The following is a 14,589-nucleotide window of genomic DNA, read 5'->3' as shown; positions in this document are numbered from 1 at the left end:
GTCATTGCCCGCACCACCAGACACTGTGTCATTGCCCTCGTGCCCGTCCAGCATGTTGTTGCCGCCATTGCCGGTGATGATGTTGTGCCGCTCATTGCCGGTGCCATCGATGTCCGACACACCGGTAAGCACCTGGTTCTCGAGATTGGCGCCCAGTGTCCAACTGACTGAGGACTGCACCGTATCAATCTGCGAGGTCGAGGTGTTGGTTTCCACCACACTGTCAAACGCGTCATCGACCACATAGGTGTCGTTGCCATCGCCACCGGTCATGGTGTCGGCGCCCAGGTCGCCATCCAGCGTGTCGTTGCCCGAGCTACCCACCAGAGTATCTGACTGGTCGGTGCCGGAAATCATCCCGCCCTGATTCTGAGCATTGTCGAAAATGTCCTGCACGCTGTTGTTGTCGTTGGGGTTGCCCTGGAAGCCAAGGTCATCGGCAATGTAGTCGGCCAGGCGCTGGCCGACGATCTCCGCCGATTCCTCGTGCAGGTGCCAGACGTCGTCGGGATACACCAGCGGATCGACTTCGTAGCGCAAGGGAAGGTCGGTGTAATCCACTGCCAGCTTGACATCGGTGCGCTCGGCGGCGATGGCTTCCTGGGCGGCGCGGACATAACCAACCCCCTCGACGATGGAGGCAATCTTCTCTTCGGAGTAACCACGGGCACGCGCGGCGTCCTCCTGGTAGTGACCGGTTTCCATCATGTACACGCTGAAGCTGCCGAACTGGGCATGCAGGTAATCAAACACCTTCAGGGTCGCGGCCTTGTAGGCCGCCGCTGCCGCTGGTTTGTCCGTGGCGCGGCCGATTTCCTGGGCCGCTTCCTCGCCCTGGCCCCAAATGATGCCCATGGTGACGTTATCGATCGATTGCAGTTCGGTAAGCTGGTCCCGTAGCAACGCTACGGCACGCAGTAGCGCAGGCCCGGGTTCGTTGGTGTCGGTCAGCCACCAGCACAACTTGAGTTCCTCGGCGCTCAGGGTCGACAGGCCGTTGACGGTGCTGCCGCCGACCGCGATGTCGATGCCATTGCCATCGGCATCGGTGAATTGGCTGCGCACGTCATAGGGGGTGTAGCGGTCCAGGTCATTGACCAGCATCGAGGTGCCGGACTGATCGTCGTCCTCGGTCATGCGCAGCAGGCGCGCATTGGATTGGCCGAGGGTGGGCAGGTAGAGGATGTCCTGCTGGGCGCGTTCGCCGAACACAAAGTCGCTGGCGGTCAGTGTGTTGAGGTAGTTGCCGTTAAGGGCGATTTCAAAACGATTGCCATCGGCATCCGCTTCGGCGGACTTGATGTAGGTCTTGTCGCCGGCCGCGTTGAGGGTCGTGTACAGCGTGTCGTTGCTGCCATCGCCGAGGCCGAGAAAGCCCAGGTCCGACACATCGATCTTGTCGACACCCACGGTGAAGTCATAAACCGTGTCGGTGGCCGTGATACCCCCCGTGTCGTAGTCGCGGAAGCTATCGAGCACGTTGGTATAGCGGAAGGTATCGGCACCGTCGCCGCCGTACAGCGAATCGCGTCCGGCGCCGCCGTCGAGGGTGTCGGCGCCGGCGTCGGCCTTGATCGTGTCGTTGCCACCGAGTCCGAGGATCAGGTCTGCATCCGCAGTGCCGTTGAGGGTTTCGGCGTTGTTGGTGCCGGTAACGGTGTTGGCGGGCGCATCGGCCACGACCAGGGCGAAGCTATCGCTGACCGATGCACCGGCCGGGTCCGTGGCCTTGACCAGCACGTTGTAGTTGCCGGACGCGGTGCTGGTCGGCGTGCCGCTGAAGGTCAGGTTGGTGGCATTGAAACTCAGCCACGCGGGTAGGGCACTGCCATCGGCCAGGGTTGCGGTGTAGGTCAATACATCCTGGTTGGCGTCGGTGAAGCTGTCATGGGTCACGGTGTAGCTGAACGGCGTGCTTTCGATGGCATTCTGATCGAGAAGCGGGATGGCCACGACCGGCGCCACGTTGCTGGGGGGGCTCTGGTCGGCGAAGACAAAATGACTGGCTGTCAGGCTGCTCACCAGGTTGCCCGCCAGCGACATTTCGAAGCGGTTGCCGTTGGCGTCGGCGGTGAGATCCTTGAGGTAGGTGCGGTTGCTCGAAGCGCTGTAGGTCACTTGCAGCGTATCGTTCAGGCCATTGCCCAGGCCGGTGTAACCGAGCGCGGAGACATCGATCTTGTCGGCCGCCACGTCGAAATCGAGGATCTGGTCACTGACGCTGGAGGAGCTGGTGCGGTAACTGTCGAGTGTTGAAGTGTAGCGGAACACATCGGCACCCGCGCCGCCGGTGAGTTTGTCCGCACCGGAGCCACCGACCAGGATGTCGTTGCCCGCGCCGCCGTTGAGGGTGTCGTTACCGGCGCCACCGAACAGTTGTTCGTTGGCTGCGGTGCCGGTCAGCGTGTCGTTGTTCGGCGTGCCATTGATCACCGTGGGGGCGGCGGGTACGTCCTGCACAGCGAGGGTAAAGCTGTCGCTGACGGTGGCGTTGCTGCTGTCGGCCGCGGTGACCTGTATGGAATATGTGCCCGACGCGGTGTCGCTGGGTGTGCCACTGAACGTACGGCTGGCTGCATCGAAAGTCAGCCAGCTGGGCAGGGCGCTGCCATTGGCCAGTTTGGCGGTGTAGCTGAGGCTGTCATTGTCCGGATCGGTGAAGCTGGTGGCCGGTACCACGTAGCTGAAGGGGGTGTTCTCGCTTGCGCTCTGATCCAGCAGCGGCGTGGCCAGCACTGGCGCCTGGTTGGTCGATGACGACGTGGCGAAGACGAAGTTGGCGCTGGTCAGCTTGTCGAGGTAATTGCCGCCCAGCGCCACCTCGAACCGGTTGCCATTGGCGTCAGCGGTCAGGGACTTGATGTAAGTCTTGGTGCCGGTACTGTTGAGCGCCAGGTACACGGTATTGTTCTTGCCATCCCCCAGGCCGGTGAAACCCATGGCCGAGAGGTCGATCTTGTCGGCGGTGATATCGAAATCGGTGATCAGGTCGCCAAGGTTGGCACCGCCGGTGTTGTAGTTGCGGTAACTGTCCAGGCGATTGGAGAACACAAAGACGTCCGCTCCGGCGCCACCGGTGAGGGTGTCCATACCGGCACCGCCGTCGAGCTTGTCGTCGCCCGCGCCGCCATTGAGGCTGTCATTACCCGCCAGGCCGAGCAGGGTGTCGGCCGAATCACTGCCCAGCAGCGAGTCGTTGCCGCTGGTGCCGGTGACCACACGATTGAAAATGAAATGGCTCGCGGTCAGGGTACTGGCGAGGTTCCCTGAGAGTATCAACTCGAAGCGATTGCCGCTGGCGTCGGCATCGTAGTCCTTGATGTAGGTGCGGTCACTGCTGGCGCTGTAGCTGACCTGCAGGGTTCCGCCATGGCCATTGCCCAGGCCGGTGAAACCGAGGCCGACGAGGTCGATCTTGTCCTGGGTGACATCGAAGTCGGTGATAATGTCATCGAAGCTTGCGGTTGCGTTGCGGTAACTGTCGGACTGAGCGGCATAACGGAACGTATCGGCGCCAGTACCGCCGGTGAGTTTATCGATACCTGCACCGCCCACCAGAATGTCGCTACCGGCCCCACCATTGATGGTGTCATTGCCGGCACCACCGTAGAAAATCTCGCTGGCGGCGCTGCCCAGCAAGGTATCGTTACCAGCCGTGCCTTGCACGGTAGTCATCGGTATCGTGGCGCTGACGTAGCTGCCGTCACCATAGACCAGCGTGGCACCCTTGCTGGTGTGACTGATGGTGTTGCCAATAATAGCGTTGCGATCAGTGCCGTCTTCATTGCGCTCTGCAACGCCGTAGGTCGACAGGTTGCTGCCGGTGATGATGTTGCCCTGGATGGTGTTATCGCTGCCGTTAAAGTACTTGCCGGACACGCCCAGGGTGTCGTCGTAGGACTGGATGATGATCTCTGGTACGGGGTTGACCAGGGAATTGTTGTTGAGCGTGTTGTCCATGATCTCGACGTGGTTGCTGCCGTAGATGCGGATCCCGGCGCTGGCGTTGTCGTGAATGTCGACGCCGCTGACGGTGACCTCGCTGGACAGTTTGATCAGCACCCCTTCGGCGCCGTTGCCGTACACCTCGCCACCGGTGATGGTGATGTTGCTGGGGGAGGGGATGTTCTCGCTGCCACGCTGCACCACGATGCCACTGCCGCCGTTGTTGTAGGCAATGTTATTGGTGAGCGTGAAGTCGTGGGTGCTGGTCACGACGTTGAAACCGTGTCGGTCGTTGTCGTAGGCGACGTTGTTTTCGAAGGTGCTGTTACTGAGGAAGTCAGCGACGAAACCGTCCAGGCCGTTGCCGTGGGACACGCTGTTCTTGATGACCATGTTGACGGTCTGCTCGTGGGGGTCGAAACCGTACCCGGAGCAATCCTTGATCTCGACGCTGTCGAGGGTGACGTTGGAATCGTAGCCTTCTTCGCCGGGAATGTAGCCGTTGAACCAACCGTCGACCTTGCCCGTGGTGTTGTCACGGTTGCCGTCGATGGTGAGGTTGCTGACGCCGAAATCGTGGGTTTCCTCGCCATAGGCGGAGCGGATGACTCCCGTGATCTTGGTGTCGGAGCCGTCAGCCACCTTGACGGTGGTTGCGCCCATGCCGTCGCCGTACAGATAGACGTTGCTCTTGAGCATCAGGCAGCCGTCGGAGGGTTCCTCACCTCCCGAAACGATATAAGTTCCGGTGGGCATGTATACCTGCCCCCCGCCTGCGGCGGCGGCCGCATCAATTGCACTTTGTATCGCCGCTGTGTCGTCAGTGATGCCATCTCCTTTGGCGCCAAAATCTTGTACGTTGAAAATCATGAGTTTATCTCCGTATCAGGCTAAAACCTCGACAGATGCCAATATTCCATCGGCAGCCACCGTGTTAAGACCCAACGGAGCGAGAAAGTTGTGACCGCATATCGGGGAATGTGTCAAAAAGCCGGACTGACTGATCAGCGGTTGGGAGGTGTTTCAGAAAAGTAACAGTTTTTTGGCGCTTGATCAGGTAGTGAGCAACACCCTGGGATAGGACCGGGGAGGGGCTTTAATTACAGCGGCGCCCCGCAGTCGAAGCGGGAGCCTGATGCTGGTATGCAGTTAAGTCATCCAAAGGATGGCGAAAGAAATTTGCATTCTCCAGATTCGCACATCCATACAATCGCTCTGCTCCAACGAGACCGAAAATAGCGTCTCTCAAAACATATCTGGAGAAGTGTTATGGCAACCGCAAAAGCAGTACCAGGCAAAGGCCTGATTGATCCGAGCAACCACGCTCTGATCCTGATCGACTTCCAGTCACAGATGTCATTTGCGACTAAATCCATCGACGCTGTATCACTCCGTAATAACGCTGCACTGATCTCGAAAGCAGCGAAGGAATTTGGCGTTCCTGCCATTCTTACCACCGTCGCCGAAAAAAGCTTTTCGGGCCCCATGTTTGAAGAAATTACCTCGGTCTTCGCCGGCCAGGAGCTGATTGATCGGACCAGCATGAACACCTGGGAGGATGAGCGTATCGCCGTCGCCGTGAACAAGATCGGACGCAACAGAATCGTTCTTGCCGGTCTCTGGACCTCGGTCTGCATCGTTGGACCGGCGATCTCGGCGCTTGAACAAGGCTTCGAGGTCTACATCATTTGCGATGCGTGTGGCGACGTTTCAGATGAGGCTCATGAGCGCGCTATCGAACGTATGATTCAAGCGGGTGCGCGTCCGATGACCTCGCTTCAATACCTGCTTGAACTGCAGCGTGACTGGGCTCGCAGTGACACCTATAACGAAACGGTGAAAACCTCCATCGCTCACGGTGGCGCTTATGGTCTTGGTTTGATTTATGCCAAAACCATGTTTAACGCATCGGAAGGTCACTGATCTGTATTGCGCCTCTTCCCTGACAGGGGATGAGGCGCAATACCTCCCGACTGAAAGGGCTAGCATAAAGTCGGTGCCGGGTGGCTGATGACCTCCGTTGTTGTTCGACAGCACCACGATGGGGAAAAGGCTGCCGTGGAAGCGGTGGATGTACTGTCGATAATTCGAGTCGTCTGTTGGCTTTCCGGATTAACCTGGCTGAATTATCCGAAATTATGGCTCAGTGATAATTATCGCTGAGCCATAATTTTTTGCTTCTCTGTTTCAGGTCTCGCCAACACCACTGAGAGGTTTGCGCAGCTGAATGCTGGTGAGGACTTCTCAGCTAGTAATGCTTTGACACTATTTAAGCCGCATCCAGCCATTAAAAAAAACCCCCCTTACTCCCAGATATCATGATTTTTCACAAGCATGAGCCTTCCATATAGTCCTCCCAAGCCCACTTGGAACACGGTTGTGTTTCCCTTGATGCGAGACAATTTTATGGAAAACAAGAAAAGCGCCGTCCAAGCTTCAGAGGTCGGGATGGGGACTCGGGTCGTATGGGGAGGAGAGCAAATTCAACATCCCTACAATGCGACCCAGACACCCATCGTGGTCAGTGCTGCCTATGGCTATGACGATATCGATAAGTGGTATGACGTGGCATTGGGAAAGGAGCCCGGCTTCATTTACAGCCGGATGAGCAATCCCACTGTCTCCGTCTTAGAAGATAAACTCTGTGAGCTCGAAAACGCAGAGTCGGCCGTAGCTTTCAGTACTGGAATGGCCGCAATCAGCGGTGTACTGCACACCTTCCTATCCTATGGGCAGCGTGTGATATCTACGCGTGACAGCTACGGTGGTACGAACAAAATTTTTGAGGAGTTTCTTCCACGCATGGGTGTGGAGGTAACCCTTTGCGATACGCTCGACACCGTGGCACTTGAGCAGGAGATCGCTAAAGGCTGCAGTGTCCTGTATCTGGAAACACCTACGAACCCGACGCTGAAAATCGTTGATATTCGGCGCCTTGTTGCCGCGGCGAAGCGAGTGGGCGCTTTGGTTGTTGCGGACAATACATTCGCGACGCCTCTGAATCAGAATCCGCTCGCTTTAGGCGTTGACGTGGTTGTGCACAGCGCGACCAAATTCCTGTCCGGTCATGGGGATGTACTCGGCGGCGTGGTGTGCGGCGCCGAGCATCTGATGTCTAAAGTCCGCCATTACCGCGAAATCAATGGCGCCTCGCTGGATCCTTTTTCGGCGTATCTAATCATCCGAGGCATCAAGACTCTGGCTCTGCGTCTTCGCCAGCAACAGGCGAGCGCGAAGCTTTTGGCCGAGTACCTCTGTACCGAACCGCTGGTTGAGTCGGTGAACTATCCGGGGCTGCCTCAACATCCAGGTCATGACATCGCTCGTTCGCAAATGAACGGATTCGGAGCCATCGTCAGCTTCGTGCTGAAAGGAGGCATGGACACAGTGACTCGTTTGCTACCGCTGCTCAGATATGCGCATCGGGCGGGTAATCTGGGCGCTGTCGAGACCATCTATGGGCCGGCTCGGACGACCAGTCACGTGGAAAATACCTTGGAAGAACGTCAGGCACTTGGAATCTCCGAAGGTTTGGTTCGAGTGTCCGTAGGTATTGAAGATTCAGCAGATTTATTGGCTGACCTAAAACAAGCCTTCGCTTTAGTGCGAAGTAAATACGCTGATGCAAGCCGTAACGCTGACAGTGCCCAACGTTTCATTGAGGTAGAAACCTGAATACGGGCAGGACGCTCGAGATTCATCTTAAGCCCTTCATGAAGAATGAAAATAATAAAATCCAGCGACGACAAATTTGTACTGCCCAACAGCCAGTTACAAGGCGTTTGTCCGAACATTTCATGAGAATAAAACTATGTCCACGCATATTGAAGATCATCAGTCCGACCCAAACTCGCGTTTCAAAAAGGAAATGCAAACACGCCACATCGTTATGTTAGCGTTGGGCGGTGTAATCGGTACGGGGTTATTCCTTACCTCCGGTTACACGGTTAATCAGGCAGGCCCACTCGGTGCAGTGATCGCTTACATCATCGGGGCAGTGATGGTGTATTTAGTCATGGTCTGTCTTGGTGAGCTGGCTGTACAGATGCCAGAAACCGGATCTTTCAGCAGCTACGCAACGCGGTACCTGGGCCCAGGCACAGGCTATACGGTGGCTTGGCTTTACTGGCTCACCTGGGCGGTAGCCATCGGTTCAGAGTTTACCGCCGCGGGCATACTGATGGTTCGGTGGTTTCCTGATACACCGGTCTGGATTTGGAGCGCGCTGTTTGCCATCGCCGTTTTCTTAAGCAATGTTGTTTCTGTTCGGTGGTTTGCGGAGACTGAATTTTGGCTTTCGCTGATTAAGGTGCTGACCGTTATCACATTTATTGCGATTGGCGGAGCGGCAATTTTCGGTCTTATTCAAGTACAGAGTTTGCAGGGGGCGGGACTTTCCAACTTCACACGTGAGGGGCTTTTTCCTACTGGGTTTTTACCCATTGCAATGACCCTCCTGGCTGTTTCATTCGCATTTTCCGGAACTGAGCTGATCGGGATTGCGGCAGGTGAAGCGCAAGATCCACAAACTAGCGTGCCCAAGGCCATCCGCACGACAGTGGTACGTTTGGCGCTGTTCTTCGTGGGGACCATTTTCGTCCTTGCGACGTTACTGCCACGAGAGCAAGCGGGGCTCGTAGAAAGCCCGTTCGTGATGGTGTTTGAGCTGATTGGCATCCCATACTCTGCCGACATTATGAACTTCGTCATTCTCACGGCACTGATTTCCGCCGCTAACTCGGGGTTGTATGCAGCGTCCCGAATGCTGTGGACATTGAGTGATCAAGGACATATGCCTAAGCGCTACGCCAGGCTCTCCAGTCGGGGTGCACCGGTGAACGCCATCGTTCTTAGTATGGCGGGTGCAGTGGCTTCTCTGCTCAGCAGTGTGTTTGCCCCTGATACGGTTTACTTGGCCTTGGTGTCCATTTCCGGTCTGGCGGTCGTGGTCGTGTGGATGAGCATTGCTGCAAGCCAGATCGCGTTCCGTCGTCAATATGTCGCTAATGGCGGACGAGTTGAAGACCTGCATTTCCGTGTACGCGGCTATCCATGGGTGCCTATTGGTGCACTGTTGTGTTGTCTGCTGGCCTGTGTGGGTATCGCTTTTGATCCTGAGCAGCGAGTGGCGCTTTACTTCGGCCTTCCCTTTATCGCGTGGTGTTACTTCGTTTACTGGATCACTCGAAACAAGAGAGCAGAGCGGTTGGCTTTAGCCGCAGCAGTTCATTCCTCTGGCACCGTGTGAGTTTTTCAGGCAATGATCGAGCATAGATAAAGCCCTGATGAGGTTGCGCCGATGAGTCAAAAGTCACTACCACCCTTGAACTGGTTGAGGGCATTCGAAGTATCGGCGCGTTGTTTAAACTTTACCCACGCGGCGCAAGAGCTCCATTTGACTCAAGGGGCTGTGAGTCAGCAGATCCGTCAGTTAGAAAGTCACCTCGGTGTGGCGCTGTTCAAGCGCTTACCTCGAGGGCTTGGCTTGACCGAGGAAGGGCAGTCGTACCTGCCTGTCGTACAAGACGCGATCAGTCGCCTTGCAGTCGGCACGAACGAGATTTTCGGCCAGCGCAATCGAAGACATTTGAAGGTGCGCGGCAGCCTTTCCTTTCTCCACTATTGGTTGGCCCCCAGGCTCGCGGATTTTTCTCGGGAGTATCCCCAGATTGATATTCGATATATCAGCAATATTTGGGTGAAAGAACCGGACGGCGAGGATGACCTGGAGATTCGCTGGGGATGCGGTGAGTGGTCGGGCTTGCACGCTCAGCGGTTGACTTGGGACATCCTTCAGCCTGTTTGCTCCCCAAAGCTCATGGCCAACTCACCCATACATGAGCCACGCGACTTGATGAACCATTCTCTGCTTCACGTGTTGGGGTACGAAGAAGGTTGGGGTTACTGGTTAAAACGAGTTGGTGCAGACGACGTCGACTACTCCCGTGGCCTTCAGTTTGACACGCTGATTTCCACGATCCGCCTGGCCGAATTGGGGCAGGGCGTTGCGCTGGCACGGTCTTCCGTGGTCGAGGATTTGCTTAAGAGCGGGCAATTGGTTGCGCCATTCAATTACCGAATCGAGGCAAGCGAATCCTTTTATCTGGTGCACGAACAGAACGAAGTGCTATCGCCTGATGCCGCACATTTTTCTACCTGGCTGGTGGCGCAAGCCCATCGCCTTTTATAAAACTGATTTGGAGTTGCCATGGATTATGTAAGCACTCGCGGCGGCGACATGCGTGCTGATTTTCGCGGTGTGGTTCTGTCGGGGCTCGCCGAAAATGGTGGTCTCTATGTCCCAGCCAGTTTGCCTGTCTTCACCGAGAAACAGATTGCCAGCTGGTCGTGGCTGCCGTTTGATGAGTTGGTTTGGCGAGTGATTTCGCCTTTTGTCGGCTCTTCCATAGACGAAAGCACCCTGCGTGCCTTGCTCAGTGACAGCTATCAACAATTCAAGCACCGCGCTGTTACGCCGCTTGAGCAGATCGGGCATAACGAGTGGATACTCCAGCTGTTTCATGGCCCGACCGGTTCTTCCAAGGATTTCGCCGCGCAATTGCAGTCGCGCCTGGTTGAGCATTTTCTGGAAGAGGTCGGTAAAGAAGCGTTGGTAGTCGGTGCAACTAACGGTGATACCGGCGTCGCGGCGCTTGAAGCCTTTGCTGACTGCCCAGGCGCCCGCATGGCGATACTGTATCCGCGCGACGGGCTTGCGCCTGAGCAACTCAGTGCCTTGCAGGCAGCCGACCCGCAGCGGGTTCAGCTGTTTCCGGTTGACGGTAATTTCGATGATTGCCAGACGCTGGTCTCCCGTCTCTTGCGTGAGTGGCCGTTGGACGGAGTGATGCCGGTCTGTTTCAACTCAACCAATTGGATCGGCGTCCTGGCCCAGATCGTTTTTTACTTCCATGCAGCCTTGCAACTGGGCGGTGGCTCGCGTCCCGTTGGCTTTAGCGTTCCAGCTGCCAGCTCGGCCGAAATCTACGCCGGTTACATTGCGCAGAAAATGGGATTACCCATCAATCAGGTGATTATTTCCACCAACAGCAATGACGCCCTGCACCAGTTTTTTCATTGCAATCGCTACTCCACCCGGATGACTAATCGAACCGTGTCGCCGGCGATGGATTTCTCGTTGTTTTCTAATCTGGAGCGGTTTATCTGGGAGATTTACGAGCACGATGGCTGCTCAACAAAAACACTGATGGAGCATTTTGAAAGTTGCGGAGAAATGAGTATCGGCAACCAGCAATGGCTGCGCGCTCGAGTACTCTTCGACTCCTATGCCGTACACGAATCCCAGGTGCGTGATGAAGTAGTCGAGCTGTTCCAAGAGACCGGCTCGGCCATCGATCCTCACACTGCTGTCGGTGTCCTGGCCGGCAGGCTTCATCGACGCAGCCTGGGCGCGCCGATGGTTACCTTCGGGCAAGTTGCGCCGAACAAGTCAGCGGCGCTGTTGGCCGAACTGGGCGTCTGGCAAACAAGCGTTCCGGGTACCATTGAGGTGCGCGCGCGACCACCGTACCTGGCCAAGGGCGATCTGGACGGTCTGTGCCAAGCTCTTCGTCTGGTGCAGTCGAGGCTTGCATGAAGCGCATTCTAGATCCGTTGGACGAACGCATACTGGCCGAACTTACCGCCAACGCGCGAATTGCCCATATCGAACTGGGTGCCAAGATCAACTTGTCGCGCAATGCGGTGCGCCAGCGCATCGAGCGTCTTGAGCGTGACGGTGCGATCCAGGGCTATACGGTACTGCTCGGTGAGTCGCGGCGGCCTACGTCGCTTATCAGCGCGGTGATCTTTGTCTACCGCTACGACCGCATGCGTGGCGAAGAAGTCCTGACTGCGCTGCGCTCCATTCCCGAAGTCGTGCAATGTGAAGTACTCAGTGGTGAGTTCGATTTAATGCTGCGTGTGAATGCTGCCACACCTGAACGTGTCCATCTCGTGTGGAAGGAAATCGCGGCCATGCCCGGGGTGGAAAACACCGTGACATCGTTCGTCCTTTCTGCGGTGTTTTGACAACATCGCGCTTGGGCAAAACGCTCAACTAATACAGCACTCTGCCATATTCAACTGCCAAAGCCCGCCTCTTAGGATGTTCCTATCGAACAACATCAATATAGGAACAGCGGTTATGACTGAGTACAAAATTGCCTTGGTAGGGTTTGGTGGCGTGAACCGTGGCTTCGCCCAATTGGTCGCCGATCGTAATGCCGAGTGGAAAGAGGCCCTGGGCTTCACCATTAAAATTGTCGGGGTCACCGATCTGTTCCTCGGCTCAATCGTTGCCACAGACGGTCTGGATGCAAAGCAGTTGGTGGCGCTGCCGGTTGAGAAGGGCGCATTCGCTCAACTGCCCGGCGGCAATGCCGATGCCTTCAACGAAACCGTGATCAAGCATTCCGGTGCAGACATCATCGCTGAGGCCACTTTCACCAATCCGGTGGATGGCGAGCCTGCAACTACCTTCTGCCGCTGGGCCTTGGAAAGCGGCATTCATGTAGTGACCACCAATAAGGGACCTATTGCGCTGCACGGTGCCGAGCTCAAGGCGCTGGCCCGTCGCAACCAGCTCGCTTTCGAATACGAGGGGGCGGTGATGAGTGGCACCCCCGTGATTCGTCTGGCCAAGCAGGCCTTGGCGGGTGCCAACGTGCACGGCTTCGAAGGCATCCTGAACGGCACTTCCAACTACGTGCTCACCCGGATGAAAGACGGCCTGGCGTTCAACGATGCCGTCGTCCAGGCGCAACAGCTCGGCTACGCCGAGGCCGACCCAACCGCCGATGTGGACGGGTTTGATGTACGCCTCAAGGTGGTGATCCTGGCCAACGAACTGCTCAATGCACGACTGAATGTCAGCGATGTAGCGTGCTCGGGTATCAGCAATATCAGCGCGCAAGATATTGCCCATGCAAGTGCCAATGGCGCGAGCTGGAAACTGATTGGCTCAGCCGATCGTGAAGCAGATGGCTCGGTTCGAGCGAGTGTGGAAGCTCGGTTACTGTCGAACTCACATCCTCTTGCCGGAATCAGCGGCGCTACGAATGCGGTGTCATTCAAGACCGAACTGCTGGGAGCTGTCACGGTGTCCGGGCCTGGGGCAGGGCGTATCGAGACGGCCTTCGCATTGCTGTCGGACATCGTCGCCATCCACACCGCCCACGGCAAATAACAGGAGATAGTCATGAGCGTATCCAGCATGGCCAGTATCCAGCTTGTTGAAGCCAAACAGATTGATGTGTTCAGTCCATTCGATGGTCGCTTGGTAGGGAGCGTCCCTTGCCTCGATGCAGCCGCCGTTCCTGGCTTGCTGGAACGCGCGCGAATCGGCGTGCGCGAGAGTGCGGCAATGCCTCGTCACCTGCGTGCGCGCATTCTTGAGGAGGCGGCCCGGCGTGTAGAGCTTGAGGCTGAAGCGTTTGCCAAACTCATTGTTGCAGAGGCGGGGAAGACGCTGCGACAAGCAGAGAAGGAAGTGAAGCGTTGTGTGAACACGCTGAAGCTATCGGCGCAAGAGGCTCGTCGTAACGCCGGGGAAGTGATTCCATTTGGGGCTTATGAAGGATCGGAGTCGCGTCAAGGTTGGTTCACGCGGGAACCGTTGGGGCTTATCGTCGCGATCACTCCCTACAACGATCCGCTGAACCTGGTCGCCCATAAACTTGGCCCGGCCATCGCCGGTGGTAATGCTGTGATCCTGAAGCCCTCAGAGCTCGCACCGTTGTCTGCTCTCAAGCTGGTTGAGTGCCTGGTGGAAGCGGGCCTGCCTCCGTCGGTGGTAACCCCGGCGACCGGAGGCGTCGATCTGGGTAAAGCATTGGTGGAGGTTCGCGAAGTTCGGATGATTTCCTTTACGGGTGGTTTTGCCACGGGGGAGGCCATTGCTCGTAGTGCAGGGTTGAAGAAGTTGGCCATGGATCTGGGGGGGAATGCCCCGGTTCTCGTGCTTGAAGACTGTGATCTTGAACCAACCGTAGAGTCTTGTGTATCCGGTGCCTTCTGGGCAGCGGGACAGAACTGCATCGGCACGCAGCGTATCCTCGTGCATAGTTCAATCTACGAAGATTTCCGTGATCGTTTTGTCCGCCAGGCGCGCGCATTGGTACTTGGCGATCCTGATCAGCGAGCAACGGATGTTGGCCCGATGATTACGGAGCAGGCGGCTCGTCGCACCGAACAATTGGTGAGTGAGGCGCTGGCCGAGGGGGCTGTTCTTCTGTGCGGACATCATCGCGAAGTGGGAAGCTATGCGCCGACCGTGCTGGAGCGTGTAAGTCATAACAGTCGGATTTGGCAGCAGGAAGTCTTCGCGCCGGTTGTCATCCTGGAGCCTTTTGACCACCTGGATGATGCTGTTGCTCTGGCCAACGCTCCGGAGTACAGCTTGCATGCGGGACTCTTCACACGTGATCTTTCCAAGGCCTTGAAATTGGCGCGGCAGATTGAAGCGGGTGGCGTGATGATCAATGATTCTTCCGATTATCGTTTCGATGCCATGCCTTTCGGTGGCTTCAAGTACGGAAGTTTGGGGCGCGAAGGTGTTCGATTTGCCTATGAGGACATGACGCAGCCTAAAGTGGTCTGCATCAATGAAATGGGTTGAGCCATCAAAGTAGCTAATTACCGTCG

The 14,589-nt window shown here is 56.7% G+C and carries 8 protein-coding genes and 1 pseudogene; 8 read left to right on the top strand and 1 reads right to left on the bottom strand.

Annotated elements, in window-relative coordinates; translation table 11 throughout:
- Positions 1-4,815 (bottom strand): annotated as a pseudogene (locus HCU66_RS09140) (putative Ig domain-containing protein); the annotation flags it as partial.
- A gap of 399 nt (positions 4,816-5,214) precedes the next feature.
- On the opposite strand from HCU66_RS09140, the gene HCU66_RS09135 reads away from it, so the two are divergent.
- From HCU66_RS09135 to HCU66_RS09100, 8 genes are all read left to right on the top strand, one after another.
- Positions 5,215-5,868, top strand: coding sequence for a hydrolase (locus tag HCU66_RS09135; RefSeq protein WP_205888164.1), 654 nt, complete (start codon positions 5,215-5,217; stop codon positions 5,866-5,868).
- Positions 5,869-6,351: 483 nt separating this feature from the next.
- Complete coding sequence (locus tag HCU66_RS09130) at positions 6,352-7,620, top strand: cystathionine gamma-synthase family protein (protein WP_205888163.1); 1,269 nt, start codon at positions 6,352-6,354, stop codon at positions 7,618-7,620.
- Positions 7,621-7,756: 136 nt separating this feature from the next.
- Positions 7,757-9,193 carry an amino acid permease gene (locus HCU66_RS09125; protein ID WP_205888162.1) on the top strand — a complete coding sequence of 479 codons (1,437 nt, stop codon included), beginning with the start codon at positions 7,757-7,759 and terminating at the stop codon, positions 9,191-9,193.
- A gap of 51 nt (positions 9,194-9,244) precedes the next feature.
- Positions 9,245-10,135: a LysR substrate-binding domain-containing protein gene (locus HCU66_RS09120; protein ID WP_205888161.1), complete on the top strand. Its 891-nt coding sequence runs from the start codon at positions 9,245-9,247 to the stop codon at positions 10,133-10,135.
- An 18-nt stretch (positions 10,136-10,153) separates the two neighbouring features.
- The gene (gene thrC / locus HCU66_RS09115) at positions 10,154-11,542 is read left to right on the top strand and encodes a threonine synthase (RefSeq protein WP_205888160.1); all 1,389 of its coding nucleotides are present in this window, start codon (positions 10,154-10,156) and stop codon (positions 11,540-11,542) included.
- The gene (locus HCU66_RS09110; protein WP_018925939.1) at positions 11,539-11,976 is read left to right on the top strand and encodes an Lrp/AsnC family transcriptional regulator; all 438 of its coding nucleotides are present in this window, start codon (positions 11,539-11,541) and stop codon (positions 11,974-11,976) included. Before thrC ends, HCU66_RS09110 begins: the two co-directional genes overlap by 4 nt.
- A gap of 115 nt (positions 11,977-12,091) precedes the next feature.
- The gene (locus tag HCU66_RS09105; protein ID WP_205888159.1) at positions 12,092-13,132 is read left to right on the top strand and encodes a homoserine dehydrogenase; all 1,041 of its coding nucleotides are present in this window, start codon (positions 12,092-12,094) and stop codon (positions 13,130-13,132) included.
- A gap of 12 nt (positions 13,133-13,144) precedes the next feature.
- Positions 13,145-14,563, top strand: coding sequence for an aldehyde dehydrogenase family protein (locus HCU66_RS09100; protein ID WP_205888158.1), 1,419 nt, complete (start codon positions 13,145-13,147; stop codon positions 14,561-14,563).
- Positions 14,564-14,589 lie beyond the last annotated feature (26 nt).

Source organism: Pseudomonas frederiksbergensis (assembly GCF_017114915.1).
Classification (GTDB): domain Bacteria; phylum Pseudomonadota; class Gammaproteobacteria; order Pseudomonadales; family Pseudomonadaceae; genus Aquipseudomonas; species Aquipseudomonas frederiksbergensis_I.
The sequence above is the reverse complement of the archived record's forward strand: the minus strand, read 5'-3'. Positions and strand labels throughout refer to the sequence as shown.

Bases quoted from the DNA above. Each gene is read 5' to 3' on its own strand.
- HCU66_RS09135 (WP_205888164.1), top strand. From the start codon at position 5,215: ATGGCAACCGCAAAAGCAGTACCAGGCAAAGGCCTGATTGATCCGAGC.
- HCU66_RS09130 (WP_205888163.1), top strand. From the start codon at position 6,352: ATGGAAAACAAGAAAAGCGCCGTCCAAGCTTCAGAGGTCGGGATGGGG.
- HCU66_RS09125 (WP_205888162.1), top strand. From the start codon at position 7,757: ATGTCCACGCATATTGAAGATCATCAGTCCGACCCAAACTCGCGTTTC.
- HCU66_RS09120 (WP_205888161.1), top strand. From the start codon at position 9,245: ATGAGTCAAAAGTCACTACCACCCTTGAACTGGTTGAGGGCATTCGAA.
- thrC (WP_205888160.1), top strand. From the start codon at position 10,154: ATGGATTATGTAAGCACTCGCGGCGGCGACATGCGTGCTGATTTTCGC.
- HCU66_RS09110 (WP_018925939.1), top strand. From the start codon at position 11,539: ATGAAGCGCATTCTAGATCCGTTGGACGAACGCATACTGGCCGAACTT.
- HCU66_RS09105 (WP_205888159.1), top strand. From the start codon at position 12,092: ATGACTGAGTACAAAATTGCCTTGGTAGGGTTTGGTGGCGTGAACCGT.
- HCU66_RS09100 (WP_205888158.1), top strand. From the start codon at position 13,145: ATGAGCGTATCCAGCATGGCCAGTATCCAGCTTGTTGAAGCCAAACAG.